Origin of the sequence: Devosia sp. ZW T5_3 (assembly GCF_044987315.1) — a bacterium.
GTDB lineage: Bacteria > Pseudomonadota > Alphaproteobacteria > Rhizobiales > Devosiaceae > Devosia.
Window position 1 is genome coordinate 62386 of sequence record NZ_JBJDRE010000013.1, and the last position, 15261, is coordinate 77646.

A 15261-nucleotide genomic window follows, 5' to 3' on the forward strand; every position below is an offset into this window, starting at 1 on the left:
TCTAAAGGAGACAAGGCAGTGCCTTGGTAGCCTCCGTCGCGGGATCGGCCGTGCCGGTGCATGCCCAGGACACTGCCCCGACCCATATCGCCGGGGGCACTGGCCAGACTGCGACCTGCAAAGCGGCGTATCGGGTTAAGTTCGCCCGCTCTTCAACGCCGCTTGGTAGGCGCGCTCTGCCCATTCCCGGAGACTGTCGTCATCTTCGAGTATGTCGGGGGGAACGGCCCAGTAGGACTTGAGCGCGTGATCCTGGCCTTCAGTCGTATAGCCGAGCGCTTGAGAACCCGCTTCCTCGTATTCCGGGCGTGAATCGGCATCGACCTTGAAGTAAAGCGCGCCCTGCCAGACCATGGCAAAGACATGCTCATTGCGATAGAGCGCCACCGCACCGAACAGCGGCTTTGTGGTGATTTTGGCCCAATCCGACAGCTGATCGACATAGTGCTCGGCAAGATGCCTGGTCTGTTCGGATTGCTTCGACATCTGCTTTGTCCTTTGCTGGGATGATAGGCGCGTGAATGAGATTGGTCGAGACCGACCTCATATTTACCCAGCCCAGTCAGGTGGCGAAGCAGATCGAGTTGGTCCACGCCGGTCGCGCCAGTGCCGCCGAGTAGGCTCAGCGGCACTTGCACGGCCGATTGTGGCGAAGAACTACGCGCGACTTGCCAGCCAGGCCTTGTAGCGTTCTTGGGTTTCGGCGTTGGGAGGGTAGACGCCAACGGTCGGCTTGCCCGACTCGATCTCGAGCTTGAGGAATTCTTCCTGCCGGTCCATTGCCACCGCCTCGTCGGCAATCTCGTCGGCCCACTTGCGCGGGATGACGATGACGGCTTCGGCATCGCCGAACATGACGTCATCGGGGTAGACAGCAACCCCACCACAGGCGATCGGCTGGTTCATGTCGGAGGCGTGGTGCGCGACCAGGTTTGCCGGTGCGGCGGCACCAGTGCAGAAGGTGGGCAGACCCAGTTCGGCAATGTCCATGGAATCGCGCACGCCGCCATCCAGCACCACGCCGGCGACCTGCCGGAAAATCAGCCGGCGCATCAGCACCGCTCCAATGCCGGCGATCTCGGGGATGTTGCGGCAGTCGAGCACCAGCACATGGCCCGCTTCGATCGTATCGATCGCCTTGCGCTGGAAATTGTCCGGGCTGGAACTGTATTCGGAACCGTCGATGTCCTCACGGGCCGGGATATAACGCACCGTCAGGGCCGGTCCCACCATGGGTTCGAGATCGGTCCGCAGAGGGCGCACGCCGCGGATGGCGGTGTTGCGCAATCCGCGCTTGAGCAGCAGCGTGCTCAGCGTGGCCGAATTGGTCGTCTTCAGTTTTTCGATCGTCTCGGCGCTAAGACCCGTCATGCGCTCCTCCTCTGTCGCCAGTCACATAGCAGGCTGGTGCAGAAAAGTTCAATAGGGGTCCATAGGTTTCTTATTTGGATTTTTGCGCAGCGCCGCCAAGAAGCTGGGTCAGGCTGTCGGCCACTTCGGTCACTTCCTTGCGGATAGTGCGCTTGCGATCCGGCGTTGCGTCGCCGATGAACGGAACGCTGACAGCGGCAACCAGCGCGCCGGCGGCGTCGAAGACGGGAGCCGCGATGGCGCGCAGGCCTTGGCTGGATTCCAGGTTGTCTTCGGCATAGCCGTCGTCGCGGATGCGGCGTAACTCGTCCATCAGCACGTCGGCATCCGTTATGGTATGGGCGGTGCGGGCGGGTAGGCCCTTGGCGCAATATTCGGCAATGGCCTCGTCGCTCGAATGGGCCAAAGCGAGCTTGCCGGAAGCGCCGACATGCTTGGGTGAGCGGCTGCCAACACGAACGGAAATTGCATATTCCGCGGGGCTTTGCGTCGCTAGGATGGTCAACATTTCATCGCCCTCGGGCGCTGACAGCTTGAACGATTCACGGATGCGATCGGCCGCCGATTGCATGATGGGATGGGCGGCTTCGGCCATGGTGGCGCGATCGGCGCCCGGCGAAATGCGCCGTGCCAATTCGATGAAGCGCGGCCCGAGTTGATAAGTCGCGCCGCCATTGACGCGGGCGACGAGGCCGTGAGCGGCCAACGAATTGAGGATGCGGTAGACCGTGGACCGGGCGACGCCAAGCTGTTCGACCAAGTCGGAAAGCGAGATGCCATGCTTGGCCTCGGCGATGGCGCCTAGCAGATGGGCGGTCTTTTCAACGACTGGCGATCCATGTCTAAGTTCATTCATGAAACTTGCATGCCCTATTTGGAACTAAACTTGACAGGGGAATAGCGATGTGATGTGTCTTGTCCATACCCGATGTCGTATTTGAAACTAATCCATCTGTGAGCATCGGTACAGGGAGGAATATCAATGCTGCACAAGTCCACGCTCCGCGGGAGCGCGCTTCTCATCGCCACCATGCTCAGCACTGCGCTGGTCCAGCCTGCATTGGCGCAGTCCGATCTGGTGACAGTGGTGGTGACCGACGAGCCCAAGTCGCTGGACCCCTGCGACACCGATCTGTCGAACAACGCCCGCATCCTGCGCAACAATGTCACCGAAACCCTGGTCAATCTGGACCCGGCCAATGGCGCAGTTCTGCCCAGCCTGGCCACCGAATGGCGCCAGATCGATGACCTGACATGGGAATTCAAGCTGCGCGAAGGCGTCACGTTCCATGATGGCAGCGCCTTCGACGCGGCAGCCGTCGTTGCCGCACTGGCGCGCGCCACCAATCAAGATCTCGGCTGCGAAGTTGGCCTCGCGACGCTGCAGGGCAATACGTTCACCGGCGAAGCGGTCGATGCCACAACGCTGGTGATCAAGACAGGAACCGTCGAGCCGATCCTGCCCAACAAGCTGTCAGCGCTCGACATCGGTGCACCTGTCACCCCGGCCGATGCCAAGACTCGCGAGCCGATCGGCACTGGTCCCTATGCCCTAAAGGCCTGGACCGCCGGCCAGTCCGTTGCCCTGCAAGCCTTTGACGGCTATTGGGGCGACAAGCCGGCCATCGCCAATGCCAATATCGTCTGGCGTGGCGAATCTGCAGTGCGTGCGGCCATGGTCGATACCGGTGAGGCGCAGATCGCCTTCGAAATCGCCCCCCAGGACGCCACCAGCGCCAACGACATTGCCTTCCCCAATGCGGAGACCTCGCTGCTGCGTATCGACCAGGCCATTGCCCCGCTCGATGACAAGCGCGTGCGAGAAGCGCTGAACATGGCTATCGACCGCGACGGGCTGATCGGCACGGTGTTCAACGAGGGCGCCACCAAAGCCATGCAGGTCGTGCTGCCGTCGGTGTTCGGCTACAATCCGGACATTCCGGTCTGGCCTTATGATCCCGATCGCGCTCGCGCGCTGCTGGATGAGGCGCGTGCCGCCGGCGTGCCGGTCGATACCGAGATCGTGCTTTACGGTCGTATCAGTATCTATCCGAACTCGGCCGAGAGCATGGAAGCCATTCAGGCCATGCTGCTCGACGTCGGTTTCAACGCTCGCCTCGAAATGATGGAAACCACGCCCTGGCTGGAAAAGCTGATCGGACCCTTTCCGGCAGAGCGCCAACCGTCCCTCCTGCAGACCCAGATCGATAATACCGAAGGTGACGCCGTGTTCACCCTGCCGAACCGCTTTACCTCGGGCGGCAACACCTCGACGCTTGCCGATCCAACAGTGGACGATCTTATCGCCAGGGCCTCGGCAGCCACCGGTGACGAGCGCCAGTCGCTGTTCCAGCAGGCCTTCGCCAACATTGCGGTGGAAGCGATCAACATCGTGCCGCTGTTCCATATGGTGACGATCGCTCGTGTCTCGCCTGATCTCAATTATGTGCCGGACGTTCAGGCCGGCAACGAGATCAAGCTGCGTTCGATCAGCTACAAGTAAGCCGCAATTCTAAAGTCCGCCGGCCACCGGGGCGGCGGACACCACGCAAAGCATTCAGGTCCATGTCACCCAAAATCCTCCTCAGACGCACGGCGCTTGCGGCATTGGCCCTGCTGGCACTGATGGCGGCGACCTTTTTTCTCGTGCGGTTGACGGGTGATCCGGTCAATCTTTACCTGCCGGTGGACGCCTCCCAGGCGGCACGCGACGCCATGCGGATTCAGCTGGGTCTGGACCGGCCGCTCGTGGTTCAGTTCTTCGAATTCCTGTTCAATGTGCTGCGGCTCGATTTTGGCACTTCGCTCTGGCACAATCGGCCCGCAATGGAGGTCGTGCTTGAAGCACTGCCGCGTACCTTGGCACTGGGCGCCATTGCGCTGGCACTGGCCTTTGCGATCTCGGCTCTTGTCGGCGTCATTGCCGCGGCCAATGCCGGCAGCGCCGTTGATCGCGTCATCAATGTCGTAAGCCAAGCGGCCGCCAGTGTCCCCGATTTCTGGCTTGGCCTGATGTGCGTGCTGGTCTTTGCCGTCAATCTGCGACTGCTGCCCACCTCCGGCTTTGGCGGACCGGCCTATTGGGTGCTTCCCGTCGTCTGCCTGATGGCGCGGCCTTTTGGCATGCTGGTGCAGATTATCCGCGGCTCGATGATCGAGGCGCTCAATGCCAGTTATGTGCGCACTGCGCGTGCCAAGGGGGCTCGTGAGGGGCGCGTCGGCTTCGTGCATGCCTTGCGCAATGCTCTGCTGCCCGCAGTCACCGTAACAGGCGACCTCGCAGCCCAATTTGCCGGTGGGGGCGGCGTCGTCGAAGTGGTGTTCGGCTTCCCCGGCATCGGCAAGCTGCTGATCGATGGCATCCTGCGCCGCGACTTCGCCATCGTGCAAAGCTCGATCTTTGCGGTCGCTGTGGTCATCTTCCTCATCAACATCCTGGTCGACATTCTCTATGCCACCATCGATCCGCGCGTGAGGGTGGAATGACCGAGATTTCCGGGATTGTGCCCGCACGCAAGGCAAGTCGCTTCACATGGTTTGCCCGTGCGCTGGCCGGCGACCCGATGGCGTTGTGCTCGGTCATTTGGCTGGTGCTGGTTCTCGCGCTGATCCTGGCCGATACATTCGGGGCCTTCAGCGGGAGCCGCATCGCGCTCAAGGCACGCAATCTGCCGCCGTTCGACTTTACTCAGGATTGGCGGCTGTGGATCGGCGCCGATTCCCTGGGCCGCTCGCTACTGGGTCGTCTTGCAGAAGCAGCGCTGACTTCGATCGGCATTGCATTGCTGACCGTTCTGCTCAGTCTGGTCATGGGCACCATGCTTGGCCTGATTGCGGGCTATTTTGGCGGCCCGGTGGGCGCGCTGATCATGCGCATTTCCGACGTCGTCATGGGTTTTCCGACCCTGCTGGTCGCGTTGGTCGGGCTCTATCTCTTCGGTCCGAGCGTCACCAACCTCGTCATCGTGCTCGCGATTACCCGCATGCCTTCCTACATCCGCGTCGCCAGGGCGGAGACGCTGGAGGTGCGCGAACGGCTCTTTGTCGATGCGTCACGTGTGTTTGGCGGCGGGCCGATCTGGATCATCCGTAACCACATCCTGCCCATCGTCGCACCGACAATGCTGACCCTGGCCTCGGTGAATGTTGCCATGGTCATGCTGTTTGAATCCGGGCTCAGCTATCTGGGCCTGGGGGTGCAGCCGCCTGCAGTCAGCTGGGGCCTGATGATTGCCCAAGGACAGGGATACCTGTCTTCGGCATGGTGGCTGGGCTTTTTCCCCGGCCTTGCCGTCATGCTAACCACCATGAGTTTCAACCTGCTCGCCAATTGGTTCCGCATCGTCAACGATCCGTCCCAGCATTGGCGGCTGATCCGCCGGAAGCGATGACCATGACCCTTTTGGACATTCGCGATCTCGCCGTTTCCTTCGACACCGCCGCTGGCCGCATCAAGGCGCTCAATGGTGTGTCGTTCTCGCTGCAACGCGGCGAAGTCCTGGCGCTGCTTGGCGAAAGCGGCTCCGGCAAGTCGGTGACGGCCTCGGCAATCATGGATCTGGTGCCCAATCCACCGGGTGCCATCGATGGCGGTTCGATCACTTTCGATGGCACTGACCTGCTTGATCTGCCGCATCGGGAGCGGCGGGCGATCTGTGGCACCCGTATTGCCCTGATCTTCCAGGATGCGCTGGCTGCGCTCAACCCGGTCTATTCGATTGGCTGGCAGATCGGCGAAATGTTCCGCATCCACCACAAGAAGCCAGCGGGCGAGATCGAGGGCGCGGTCATCGACCTGCTCGATGCGGTGGGCATTCCTGATGCAGCCAAACGGGCCCGGCAGTATCCGCATGAATTCTCCGGTGGCATGCGCCAGCGCATCATGATTGCGATGGCTGTGGCGCTCGAACCCGACATCATCATTGCCGACGAGCCCACCACGGCGCTGGATGTCACCATCCAGGCGCAGATTGTCGATCTGCTCAATACCATCCGCAAGCGCAGCGGCGCCGGGATGATTTTCATCACTCACGATCTCGGCGTGGTGGCCGAACTCGCCGATCGCGTAGCCGTCATGTATGCAGGGCGCATTGTGGAACAGGCCAGCGTTTATGAGCTGTTTGCCGACCCGCACCATCCGTACAGCATCGGCCTTTTGGCTTCGCAACCACGTATCGACGTGGCGACATCGGAACTGGTGCCCATACCCGGATCGGCGCCCAATCCCGCCGATTTGCCATTCGGCTGCGCGTTTCGCACCCGCTGTCCGCGGGCAAAGGAGCTTTGCGCCCAGGTAGTCCCGATCCTTGCTGATGCCGGACCAGGGCGTCTGACCGCCTGCCATTTTCCGGGGAACGCCGCATGAGCGCGCCACTGCTTGAAGTCGATAATCTCAGCAAGCACTTCGGTGGCGGCTCCGCGCCGGTCCGCGCCGTCGATGGCGTGAGCTTTTCCATTGCCAAGGGCGAGACATTGGGCCTGGTTGGCGAGAGCGGCTGCGGCAAAACGAGCCTGGTCCGCACGCTGTTGCGTCTCAACGCCGCTACGGCGGGTCACGCCATGCTGGATGGTGTCGACATCGCCCAGGCCAAGGGTGCTGAATTGCGCGCCATGCGGCGCAAGATGCAGATCGTCTTCCAGGATCCCTATCAATCGCTCAATCCGCGCATGCGCGTCGACCGGCTATTGTCCGAACCATGGGCGCTGCATCCCGATGTCCTGCCGCGCGCCCAATGGTCGACCGAGACCGCACGGCTGCTCGAGGCGGTCGGGCTGCGTCCGGAACATGCCTTGCGCTATCCCAACGAGTTCTCCGGCGGCCAACGCCAGCGGCTCGGCATTGCCCGCGCGCTGGCGCTCAACCCGTCGCTGCTGGTTTGTGACGAGCCGGTCTCGGCCCTCGACGTATCGGTCCAGGCCCAGGTGATCAATCTGCTCGCCCGCCTGCGCAAGGAGCGAAACCTGGCCATGCTGTTCGTCGCCCATGATCTGGCGGTGGTGCGGCACGTCTCGGATCGCGTCATGGTCATGTATTTGGGGCGCATCATCGAGACCGGGCCGACCGAAGAGATTTTCTCGGCTCCGCGGCACCCTTATACCCAGGCCTTGCTTTCCGCTGTGCCAACCCCCGATCCGACGCTCCGCGGCATGCGCCGCCGCATCGTGCTGCAAGGCGACTTGCCCAGCCCATCCAATCCGCCCAGCGGCTGCCGTTTCCGCACCAGATGCTGGAAAGCAACCGAAAAATGCGCCGTGGAAGCACCTGAGCTGGTGGCCCATGGGAACACCAGTCTTCTAACCGCCTGCCACTACGCCGAAACCATGCCTGATTTGGCGTAGGGCAGGATGAAAACTGTCTCCTCACGCACGCCGGAGCAGCAGTGCCTGGTATGGTTTCGGCTTGAAGTGTAGCAATTGGCCGCGCTCGACATCTCTGGCGATCTCGGTTTCGGTCATCTCCCAGGTGTCGATCAGGGTGGCAGTGTAACGCTCGTCCGGCGGCACATTGGCGGCCACTTCGCCCGGCTGGTTCTCGCCAAAATAGCTCAGATAATAGCGGTGCGGCTGCCCGGCGGTGGCGAAATGCATGCCGACGCGGCTCCAGCCTTCCTGGCCGGGAAATGGCGCGATCAGCTTGCGCAGGTCGGCATGATCCAGCCCGCCTGCTATTTCGATCTGGTAGTGACCGGTGCTGGGCACCGGGTCCAGCCCCTCGTCCGGCCCTGCCTCAAGGATGCGGCGGAGGAAGGCAATGCGGCTGACACTGTCGCCAATCAGCTTGCCGCCCTTGGCCCACCATAGCGTCTCGCTGTCATTGTAATAGGTTTCGCCATGGGTAACGTAGCCGCCATTGACTGTGCCCTTCCAGAAGCGGTGCACCAGCTCGCGGCCCGAAATATTGCCCCAGGCTTCGGCGATATCCCCCTCGTAGCAGACCTCGTCGAGCGAGACCGGCTTATTGAATTGCTCCCGCCAGATCATGCTGCGCTCGGTATAGGGACGCTGGATGCTGACATGGGTCAGCTTGGGGTGGCTGTAGTCGAACGGGGCAAAGCCGTTGTGCACCGACACCAGATGCCCATGCGGATCAGCCTCGGCGACGATGTCGATCCAGCGGTTCCAGTCGTCGAGCGTCTTGGTGAACATGAAGTCATATTCATTGGCCATCGACCACCACACATTGGGGAAGGCGGCGAGGCGCGCGATCAGATAGCGCAGGTAAGTGTCGTCCTGTTCGGGCGACATGCGCGCAAAGCCCCAGCGGTCATAGGGATGGAAGATGATGAGATCGGCCTCGACACCGATCGCCGCCAGATCATTGATGCGTTTTTCCAGATGCCGGAAATAGGCCGGCTCGAAACGGTCGAAATCGAACTCCCAACCATAATCGCCGTTGAAGCTGCCGCCCCACTCGCTACTGCCCTGCTTGATGAGCGGGAAGGGATAAAGCTCGGGCTCGACCTCGTTGTAGCGATAATGCTTGGGGAACACGCACATGCGGATCTTGGTAAAGGGCGCTTCGGCCAGCGTCGCCAGCGTCTGCTCTTCGAGCGCATCGCCTTGCAGGTTCCACACATAGGCGGTGGTGCCGATATTGATGTAGCGGGTGCCATCGGCATGGCGAAAGTGATGGCGGTTCGACACGCGCACGGGGCCATGGTGCCCAGGCTTGGCCGGCCCGACCTCGATCGTTCCGTTGATGCCATCCAGCGCCGGGGCATTGCTCGACGTCACATAGCTCCAGCTCCCCGTCGTATCGGGCAGAAAGCGGATTTTGTAGTTGCCGCCGCCGTCATAAAAGCCGGTGACCGGGACCTGCCGGTCGCCCTGGCGGAAGCTGGCGCGCAGCTCTACATCCCTGAACGGGTTGCCTTCCATGGGGCCAGAAAGCGTGAGTTCGAACGTGGCCCACAGCGTTGCGGCGCCATTGGCCGTTGCAGAATTGGTCATGATCTATCCTGTCGTCTAAATGAGGGCGCCCGGCGCCGGCGATGAAACTTGATCAGGCGGCCGCGGGTGTGCGTGGACGCCAGCGGCTGCGGGTGGTCGGAATGGAGTCGAGCAGCAGCCGCGTATAGGCATGCTGGGGATTGCTCATCACCTCGCGTGCGGCACCGAACTCCACCACCTGTCCCTTGTTCATCACCGCCACATAGTCGGAGATGTAATAGGCGGTGGCGAGATCGTGGGTGATGTAGAGAAAGCTGCGTCCCTCTTCGTCGCGCAGCCGCTTGAACAGGTTGATGATGATCATGCGCCGGGAGGCGTCGATCATGCTGACCGGTTCGTCCGCCACGATCAGCTTGGGCTGCGGAATGAGCGCTCTCGCGACCGAGATGCGCTGCAATTCGCCGCCCGAGAACTGGTTGGTATATTTGCCCCGGATTTCCGCATAGTTGAGGCCCACGCTGTTGAGGGCCTCGGCCACCGCAGCTTGGGCCTGGGCCTCGTCCATGCCGGCAACGCGTCGCGCTGTTTCGTGAAGATAGGCGTCCACCGGCCGATAACGGCTGAAGGCCTCGAACGGATTCTGGAAGATGGGTTGCACAAGGCCCAGGAATTCACGCTTGGAGGGTGTTGCCCCCGCGCCTGCCACCACGCTGTCATAGACGATGGCCCGGCCCGACGTGGGTGTCTCCAGCCGCAGCAATGTCTTGGCCAGGGTCGTCTTGCCGCTGCCCGACTCCCCGACGACGGCGATCACCACCGGCTTGTCGCTTTCAACCGTGATATTGACGTTGCTCAATGCATGGATGTGCCGGGCCCCGACCAGTCCGCCCCGGCGATAAACTTTGTTGAGCCCTTCGGTCTTGAGGATGGTGGTCATGCCGCGGCTCCCGCGTTCTGCACGGCTGGGCGCGCCACGAAATGGTTGGGTTTGACCTCAACCAGTACCGGCTCCACGCGAAAGGCTCGATCGCCGCCCGTTGCGGCGGCGCTTGCCATCACGCCGCGCATGCTGTCGTCGCCAATGGCCGGCAGGGAGTCGATCAGCATCCTGGTATAGGGATGCTGCGGATCGGCGAAAACGCTCTCGGTATCGCCATATTCTACGACGCGGCCGGCATACATGATCAGCATTTTGTGGGTGGTCTGATAGTGAACGCCCATGTCATGCGACACCACCAGAATGGTGTTGCCCATCTGCTCCTGCAGGTCCATCAGCAGCATCAGGATTTCCTTCTGCACCACCACGTCGAGCGCGGTGGTCGGCTCGTCGGCAATGATCAGTTCCGGCTGGAAGAAGGTGGCGAGCCCGATCATGACGCGCTGCCGCATGCCCCCCGACAATTGGTGCGGATAGGAATCGAGGGTTTCCGGCGCCAATCCAAGCTTGCCGATATAATCCCGCGCCCGCTCGAGGACCCGCCGCTTATTGCTGTCGGTTCCAGGGAAATCGATGAACTGGTCACGAATGCGGATAACCGGATTGAGGGAATTCATCGAACTCTGCGGAATGTAGGAAATGGACTTGAACCATTCCTGGCGCACGCTCGCAGTCGTCACCGGCCGGCCATCGGCGCCCTTGAGGCCATATTCGATATTGCCGCGCGAGAGATACATCGGTGCCTGGATGTCACCGTAGATGGCTTTCATCAGGGTCGACTTGCCGCATCCCGATTCACCGGCAATGCCCACGATGCAGCCATCGGGAATGGTCAGCGTCACGCCGTCCACGGCGTCGATGACCCGGCTGCCGATGTGATAGCTGATCTTGAGATCGGACAGACGGATCATGATACACCGCGCTTGCTGGCAAAGGCCTGGTTGAAGCCTGTGGAGGTAAGGAACAGACCGAGGAACAGCGTGATCGTGGCGATGATCGGCGCCACCAGCCAGACATATTGCCCGGTGAACAGGGCATTGTAGTTCAGCGCCCAGAAAATGATGGAGCCCAGCGTGGGCACCTCCACCTTGGACAGCCCGATCACCGCCAGCGTGGCCTCGGTATTGATGGCGAACAGCACGGTGTTGATGAAGCCGACCACCATATAGGCCGATACATAGGGGAAGATTTCCCGCAGCAGGATCTGCATGGTGTTGGCGCCGGAAAAGCGCGCCATATTGATGAATTCACGCTCGCGCAGCGACAGCGCCATGGCCCGCACGGTGCGCGCATCCCAGGCCCAGCCAAACAGCACGATGATGAAGCCCACCGTGAGGAACGAGGTATTGCCGCGGATCAGGGCTCCCATGATGATCAGGATGGGCAGCAGCGGCACGGTAATAAAGGTATCGACGAACAGCATGACGATGCGCTCGAAGCGCCCGCCGATATAGCCGGCGCTAAGCCCGACCACGGTGGCGATGATGGTGACGCCGATAGCCACGACAATGCCCAGCGTCAGCGAATTGCGGATGGCAAAGACCAGGAACCAGAAAATGTCCTGCCCCAGCGCATTGGTGCCGAGCAGGTGCACGCCGGAAACCGGCAGGTTGCGCATATAGCTGGCCTGGATCGACGGGTCGACCGGCGCGAAACTGGGCAGGATGAAGCTGCCCAGCCCCAGGACGAACAGGATGATCAGCCCCAGGGTCAGCCGGACATTGAGCAGCCAGATCAGGCTGCCCTTGCGGCTGGTGGATGCCGGGGTCGGCGCCACCACGATGGCCACCGGGTCGATATCGTTGACGTCGATGCTCATTTGTGGCGGATCCGCGGATCGAGGAGGGGATAGAGCAGGTCAATGACCAGCCCGGCGGTCGCCACGGCGATGATGGAGATGGTGATGGCGCCATAGAGCACGTTGTAGTCGCCACCATTGGCGGCGGTGCGCATGACCAGCCCGATGCCGGGATAGGAGAAGATCATCTCGGTCAGCAGCGCGCCGTTGAACACCATGCCCAGCGACAGCGCCAACGCGGTCACCTGCGGCAGCAGCGCATTGCGGAAGACATAGCGCGTCATCCGCGTCCAGTTCGAGGTGCCCTTGAGCCGGGCATAGGTGACGTATGGCTCTTCAGTCGTCGCCACCGTCAGCGCCTTCATCGACAGGATATTCCAGCCGAACCCGGCCAGCACCAGCGTGATGCCGGGCAACAGGGAATTGTAGATGACCATGCCGAATTTCTCCGGCGTCATCTGCCCCACCGGAAAGGTCGCCGACAGCGGAAAGACCGGGAAGATATAGGCCAGCAACAGCAGCATGGTGACGGCCAGGATGTAATAGGGGATGGGATAGAGCAGGATGCCGACGAATTCGAGGAGCGAGGCGGCCTTCTGCTTGTGGAAGTAGCCGGCGACCAGCCCGACCATATTGCCGAGCAGCCAGGCGATCACTGTCGAGGTCAGCAGCAGGCCCAGCGTCCAGGGCAGTGCATTGAGGATCATCGCTGAGACGGGCTGGGGGTAATAGGTGAAGGAAGGGCCGAAATCGAAGCTGAGGACGATGCGCTTTAGGTAGGACACATATTGCGTGAACACGTCACCCTTGAGCCCGTAAAGCTGCTCGAGATTGACTCGCAGTTCGGCAATCGCCTCGGCCGTCAGCGTGCCATTGGCCCGGCTCTGGATCTGGCCGATATAGCCATCCACCGGATTGATCGGCATCAGGCGCGGCAGCATGAAGGTAATGGTCAGGCCGATGAACAGCACGGCCAGATAAAGGCCGATGCGTTTGGCCACGAAGCTAACGACACCCATGGATCAAACCTCAAGGCTGAAGAGGGAGGCGAGACGGCCGGGAGAATGCCGCCTCGCCCACAGGCCGGCTATTGCTGGCCGGTTGGCTCGATGTTCACCACCGTCTGCTTGAAGGAACTCCACCAGGTATAGGGCGCAGCGTAGAAGTTGTTCTGCTTGGGGAAGTTCGTCCAATAGGTGCTGTTGGTCGGGATCGTGGTGGGGATGTTCATCAGGTTGATGATTTGCATCTCGCTGGCGATCCGCATGGCGATCTGCTGCCCGTTCTGAACGAATTTGGGATCGTCGAGCGGCAGCGCCGCGCCTTCAGCTACCAGGTCCAGCACTTGCTGGTCGGTGATGCGGGCATAATTGCCGCTCAAGGGATCGGTGGAATCCGCCGGCTTGATATTGCTCTCGCGGAACTGGTTCCAGTTGCCCAGCCAATTGCTGTTATAGACGCAGGTATTGGACCAGTTGATCTGCAGTTCGTTGCGCGAATTGGTGTTCTGCACGGTCGTGTATTCGCCATTGTCCACCTGGCGCGCATTGACGTTGAAACCGGCCTGGCGCCAGCTGTCCGCGATGGAAAAGCCGAGGCGTTGCAGCACCTTGTTCCAGTCGCCGGGGATGACGAACTCGATCACCCATGGTGAGCCGTCCGGCAGGGCGTAAAAACCATCCGCGCCCTTTTTGATGCCCACCGAGCCGAGGAGTTTTTCGGCTTCCGCCGGATCGTGCTTCCACCAGCCGGCACCGAAGCCCGAGCGGATTGCGTCGCCGGTCGGCAGCAAGGACGGATCAATGCCCTGGGCCTTGAGCGTCTCGACCAGCTGGGTGCTGAATTCTGCATCGAATGGCTTGTAGCCATCGCCGATCGTCAGGTCCTTGAGCGCCTGCAGATTGGCTTCGTAAAAGATCGGGCCGGTAATCGGGGTGTCGGGCAGGGGCAAGGCCGCAGCCTTGAACTGGCCGCTCATGGCGCTGATGCCGATCTGGGAAAGGTCCAGCGACAAGGCTAGTGCCCAGCGCACCTCCGGCTTGTCGTAAGGGGCGCGTTGCTGGTTGATATAGACGCCGTAGGAGCAGGCATCGTTCATGTCGTGATAGGGGAAGGTCGCCGAGAAGGTCTCGACCTTGGGATTGCGGGCCTTGGCAGCATCGATGCTGTCCGGGCTCATGAACGTGTCGACATCGTACTGGTTCTGCACGAAGGCCAGGGCGCGCGTCTCTTCGGCACCGAAATCCTTGTAGAGAATGAATTTGGGTTTTGGCGTACCGAGATTGCCCCAGCTCGACTTTTGCCAGTCTTCGCGCAATTCCCACAGCTGCCAGAAGCCATTGGGGTCGAATTCCTTGACCTTATAGGGCCCCAGGGTCACTGGCGGCGCATTCTGGAAGCTGACGACCTGGTCGCCCTGCGCTTCGAATATGTGTTTGGGGACCCAGTTGAACGGCGTACCCCAGGTATAGACGCCCAAGCGGGTCGTCAGGTCGTAGGACGGGTTCACCGTCTCGACCTCGAAGGTGTAGTCGTCGATCTTCTTATAGCTCTTGAGATAGACGGTGACGCTGGCGACATTGGTCAGCTGCTCGCGATATTTGAAGGCGGTGTCGAGCGAGTAGATGATGTCGTCGGTCGTGAACTCGACGCCGTCGCTCCACAGGATACCCGGGCGAATCTTGATGCGGAACTGGGTATGGGCGTCGTTCAGCACTTCGGGGAAACCGTCGGCCATTTCGGGATAGGATTTGCCCGTGGCGGTATCCATTTCCCAGAGATAGCCCCAGCCGAGCTCGCGGAAACCGCGCCAGATGGCGTAGGAGTTCAGCGGGTTCTGTGCCGACGGGTTGGCGGAGCGCCCGTCGAAGGTTTGCACGATGAGAGTTTCGCTGCGTGGCGTTCCCACATCGGTCATGGCGCCTTGCGCGAAGGCGGCGGTGGTCATCAGGCCGCCCATTGCGGACGTCAGCAGAAATCGGCCAAGCCGGGTCATCTGTATCCTCCTCGACCGGCCGTGCGCTTATGCGAGCATCGACCGGTTAAATCAGGCATTCCGGGCACGGATCGGCCACAACCTGGCGTCGGCTGCTGCGTCAGCAACATGCCTGTCAGACCAGGGATGACACCTCCGTTCCACGCGCTTACCTGCGGGGCGCATCGCAGTAATTGTTTTTATTTTCGTTATTTTTGCGATTTCTAACGAATATGGTCGAAGCGAACCGCTGTCAATGCCCTTTTGGCGGAACACGCAGCTAAACGTTAG

Annotated in this window: 14 protein-coding genes; 5 read left to right on the top strand and 9 right to left on the bottom strand. The window is 61.3% G+C overall.

The window, feature by feature from the left end:
- Positions 1 to 135: 135 nt before the first annotated feature.
- The 3 genes from ACI3KW_RS16465 to ACI3KW_RS16475 all read right to left on the bottom strand — a co-directional run bounded on the left by ACI3KW_RS16465 (position 136) and on the right by ACI3KW_RS16475 (position 2227).
- On the bottom strand, positions 136 to 486 hold the full coding sequence (locus ACI3KW_RS16465) for a TfoX/Sxy family protein (RefSeq protein WP_404848977.1): 351 nt from the start codon (positions 484 to 486) through the stop codon (positions 136 to 138).
- 171 nt (positions 487 to 657) lie between these two features.
- Positions 658 to 1371 carry a ribonuclease activity regulator RraA gene (locus tag ACI3KW_RS16470; RefSeq protein ID WP_404848978.1) on the bottom strand — a complete coding sequence of 238 codons (714 nt, stop codon included), beginning with the start codon at positions 1369 to 1371 and terminating at the stop codon, positions 658 to 660.
- Positions 1372 to 1441: 70 nt separating this feature from the next.
- Entirely contained in the window at positions 1442 to 2227 is a 786-nt protein-coding gene (locus ACI3KW_RS16475) for an IclR family transcriptional regulator (protein WP_404848979.1), read from the bottom strand.
- A 174-nt stretch (positions 2228 to 2401) separates the two neighbouring features.
- Here ACI3KW_RS16475 and ACI3KW_RS16480 point away from each other — a divergent pair, with 174 nt between their 5' ends.
- The 5 genes from ACI3KW_RS16480 to ACI3KW_RS16500 all read left to right on the top strand — a co-directional run bounded on the left by ACI3KW_RS16480 (position 2402) and on the right by ACI3KW_RS16500 (position 7710).
- Positions 2402 to 3874, top strand: coding sequence for an ABC transporter substrate-binding protein (locus tag ACI3KW_RS16480; RefSeq protein WP_404849058.1), 1473 nt, complete (start codon positions 2402 to 2404; stop codon positions 3872 to 3874).
- A 62-nt stretch (positions 3875 to 3936) separates the two neighbouring features.
- Positions 3937 to 4857 (top strand): ABC transporter permease, encoded by a 921-nt coding sequence (locus ACI3KW_RS16485; RefSeq protein WP_404848980.1) that lies wholly within the window; start codon positions 3937 to 3939, stop codon positions 4855 to 4857.
- A complete protein-coding gene (locus tag ACI3KW_RS16490; RefSeq protein WP_404848981.1) occupies positions 4854 to 5762 on the top strand; it encodes an ABC transporter permease in 909 nt (302 codons plus the stop codon). Before ACI3KW_RS16485 ends, ACI3KW_RS16490 begins: the two co-directional genes overlap by 4 nt.
- 2 nt (positions 5763 to 5764) lie before the next feature.
- Positions 5765 to 6736: an ABC transporter ATP-binding protein gene (locus ACI3KW_RS16495; RefSeq protein ID WP_404848982.1), complete on the top strand. Its 972-nt coding sequence runs from the start codon at positions 5765 to 5767 to the stop codon at positions 6734 to 6736.
- On the top strand, positions 6733 to 7710 hold the full coding sequence (locus ACI3KW_RS16500) for an ABC transporter ATP-binding protein (RefSeq protein WP_404848983.1): 978 nt from the start codon (positions 6733 to 6735) through the stop codon (positions 7708 to 7710). The genes ACI3KW_RS16495 and ACI3KW_RS16500 overlap by 4 nt, the downstream gene beginning before the upstream one ends.
- A gap of 21 nt (positions 7711 to 7731) precedes the next feature.
- On the opposite strand, the gene ACI3KW_RS16505 is transcribed toward ACI3KW_RS16500, so the two are convergent.
- The 6 genes from ACI3KW_RS16505 to ACI3KW_RS16530 all read right to left on the bottom strand — a co-directional run bounded on the left by ACI3KW_RS16505 (position 7732) and on the right by ACI3KW_RS16530 (position 14991).
- A complete protein-coding gene (locus ACI3KW_RS16505) occupies positions 7732 to 9321 on the bottom strand; it encodes a DUF5060 domain-containing protein (RefSeq protein WP_404848984.1) in 1590 nt (529 codons plus the stop codon).
- 52 nt (positions 9322 to 9373) lie between these two features.
- Complete coding sequence (locus tag ACI3KW_RS16510; RefSeq protein ID WP_404848985.1) at positions 9374 to 10198, bottom strand: ABC transporter ATP-binding protein; 825 nt, start codon at positions 10196 to 10198, stop codon at positions 9374 to 9376.
- Entirely contained in the window at positions 10195 to 11109 is a 915-nt protein-coding gene (locus tag ACI3KW_RS16515; RefSeq protein WP_404848986.1) for an ABC transporter ATP-binding protein, read from the bottom strand. The genes ACI3KW_RS16510 and ACI3KW_RS16515 overlap by 4 nt, the downstream gene beginning before the upstream one ends.
- Entirely contained in the window at positions 11106 to 12017 is a 912-nt protein-coding gene (locus tag ACI3KW_RS16520; protein WP_404848987.1) for an ABC transporter permease, read from the bottom strand. The genes ACI3KW_RS16515 and ACI3KW_RS16520 overlap by 4 nt, the downstream gene beginning before the upstream one ends.
- Positions 12014 to 13015 (bottom strand): ABC transporter permease, encoded by a 1002-nt coding sequence (locus ACI3KW_RS16525; RefSeq protein WP_113122595.1) that lies wholly within the window; start codon positions 13013 to 13015, stop codon positions 12014 to 12016. Before ACI3KW_RS16525 ends, ACI3KW_RS16520 begins: the two co-directional genes overlap by 4 nt.
- A 68-nt stretch (positions 13016 to 13083) precedes the next feature.
- Positions 13084 to 14991 carry an ABC transporter substrate-binding protein gene (locus ACI3KW_RS16530; RefSeq protein WP_404848988.1) on the bottom strand — a complete coding sequence of 636 codons (1908 nt, stop codon included), beginning with the start codon at positions 14989 to 14991 and terminating at the stop codon, positions 13084 to 13086.
- Between the last annotated feature and the right edge of the window lie 270 nt (positions 14992 to 15261).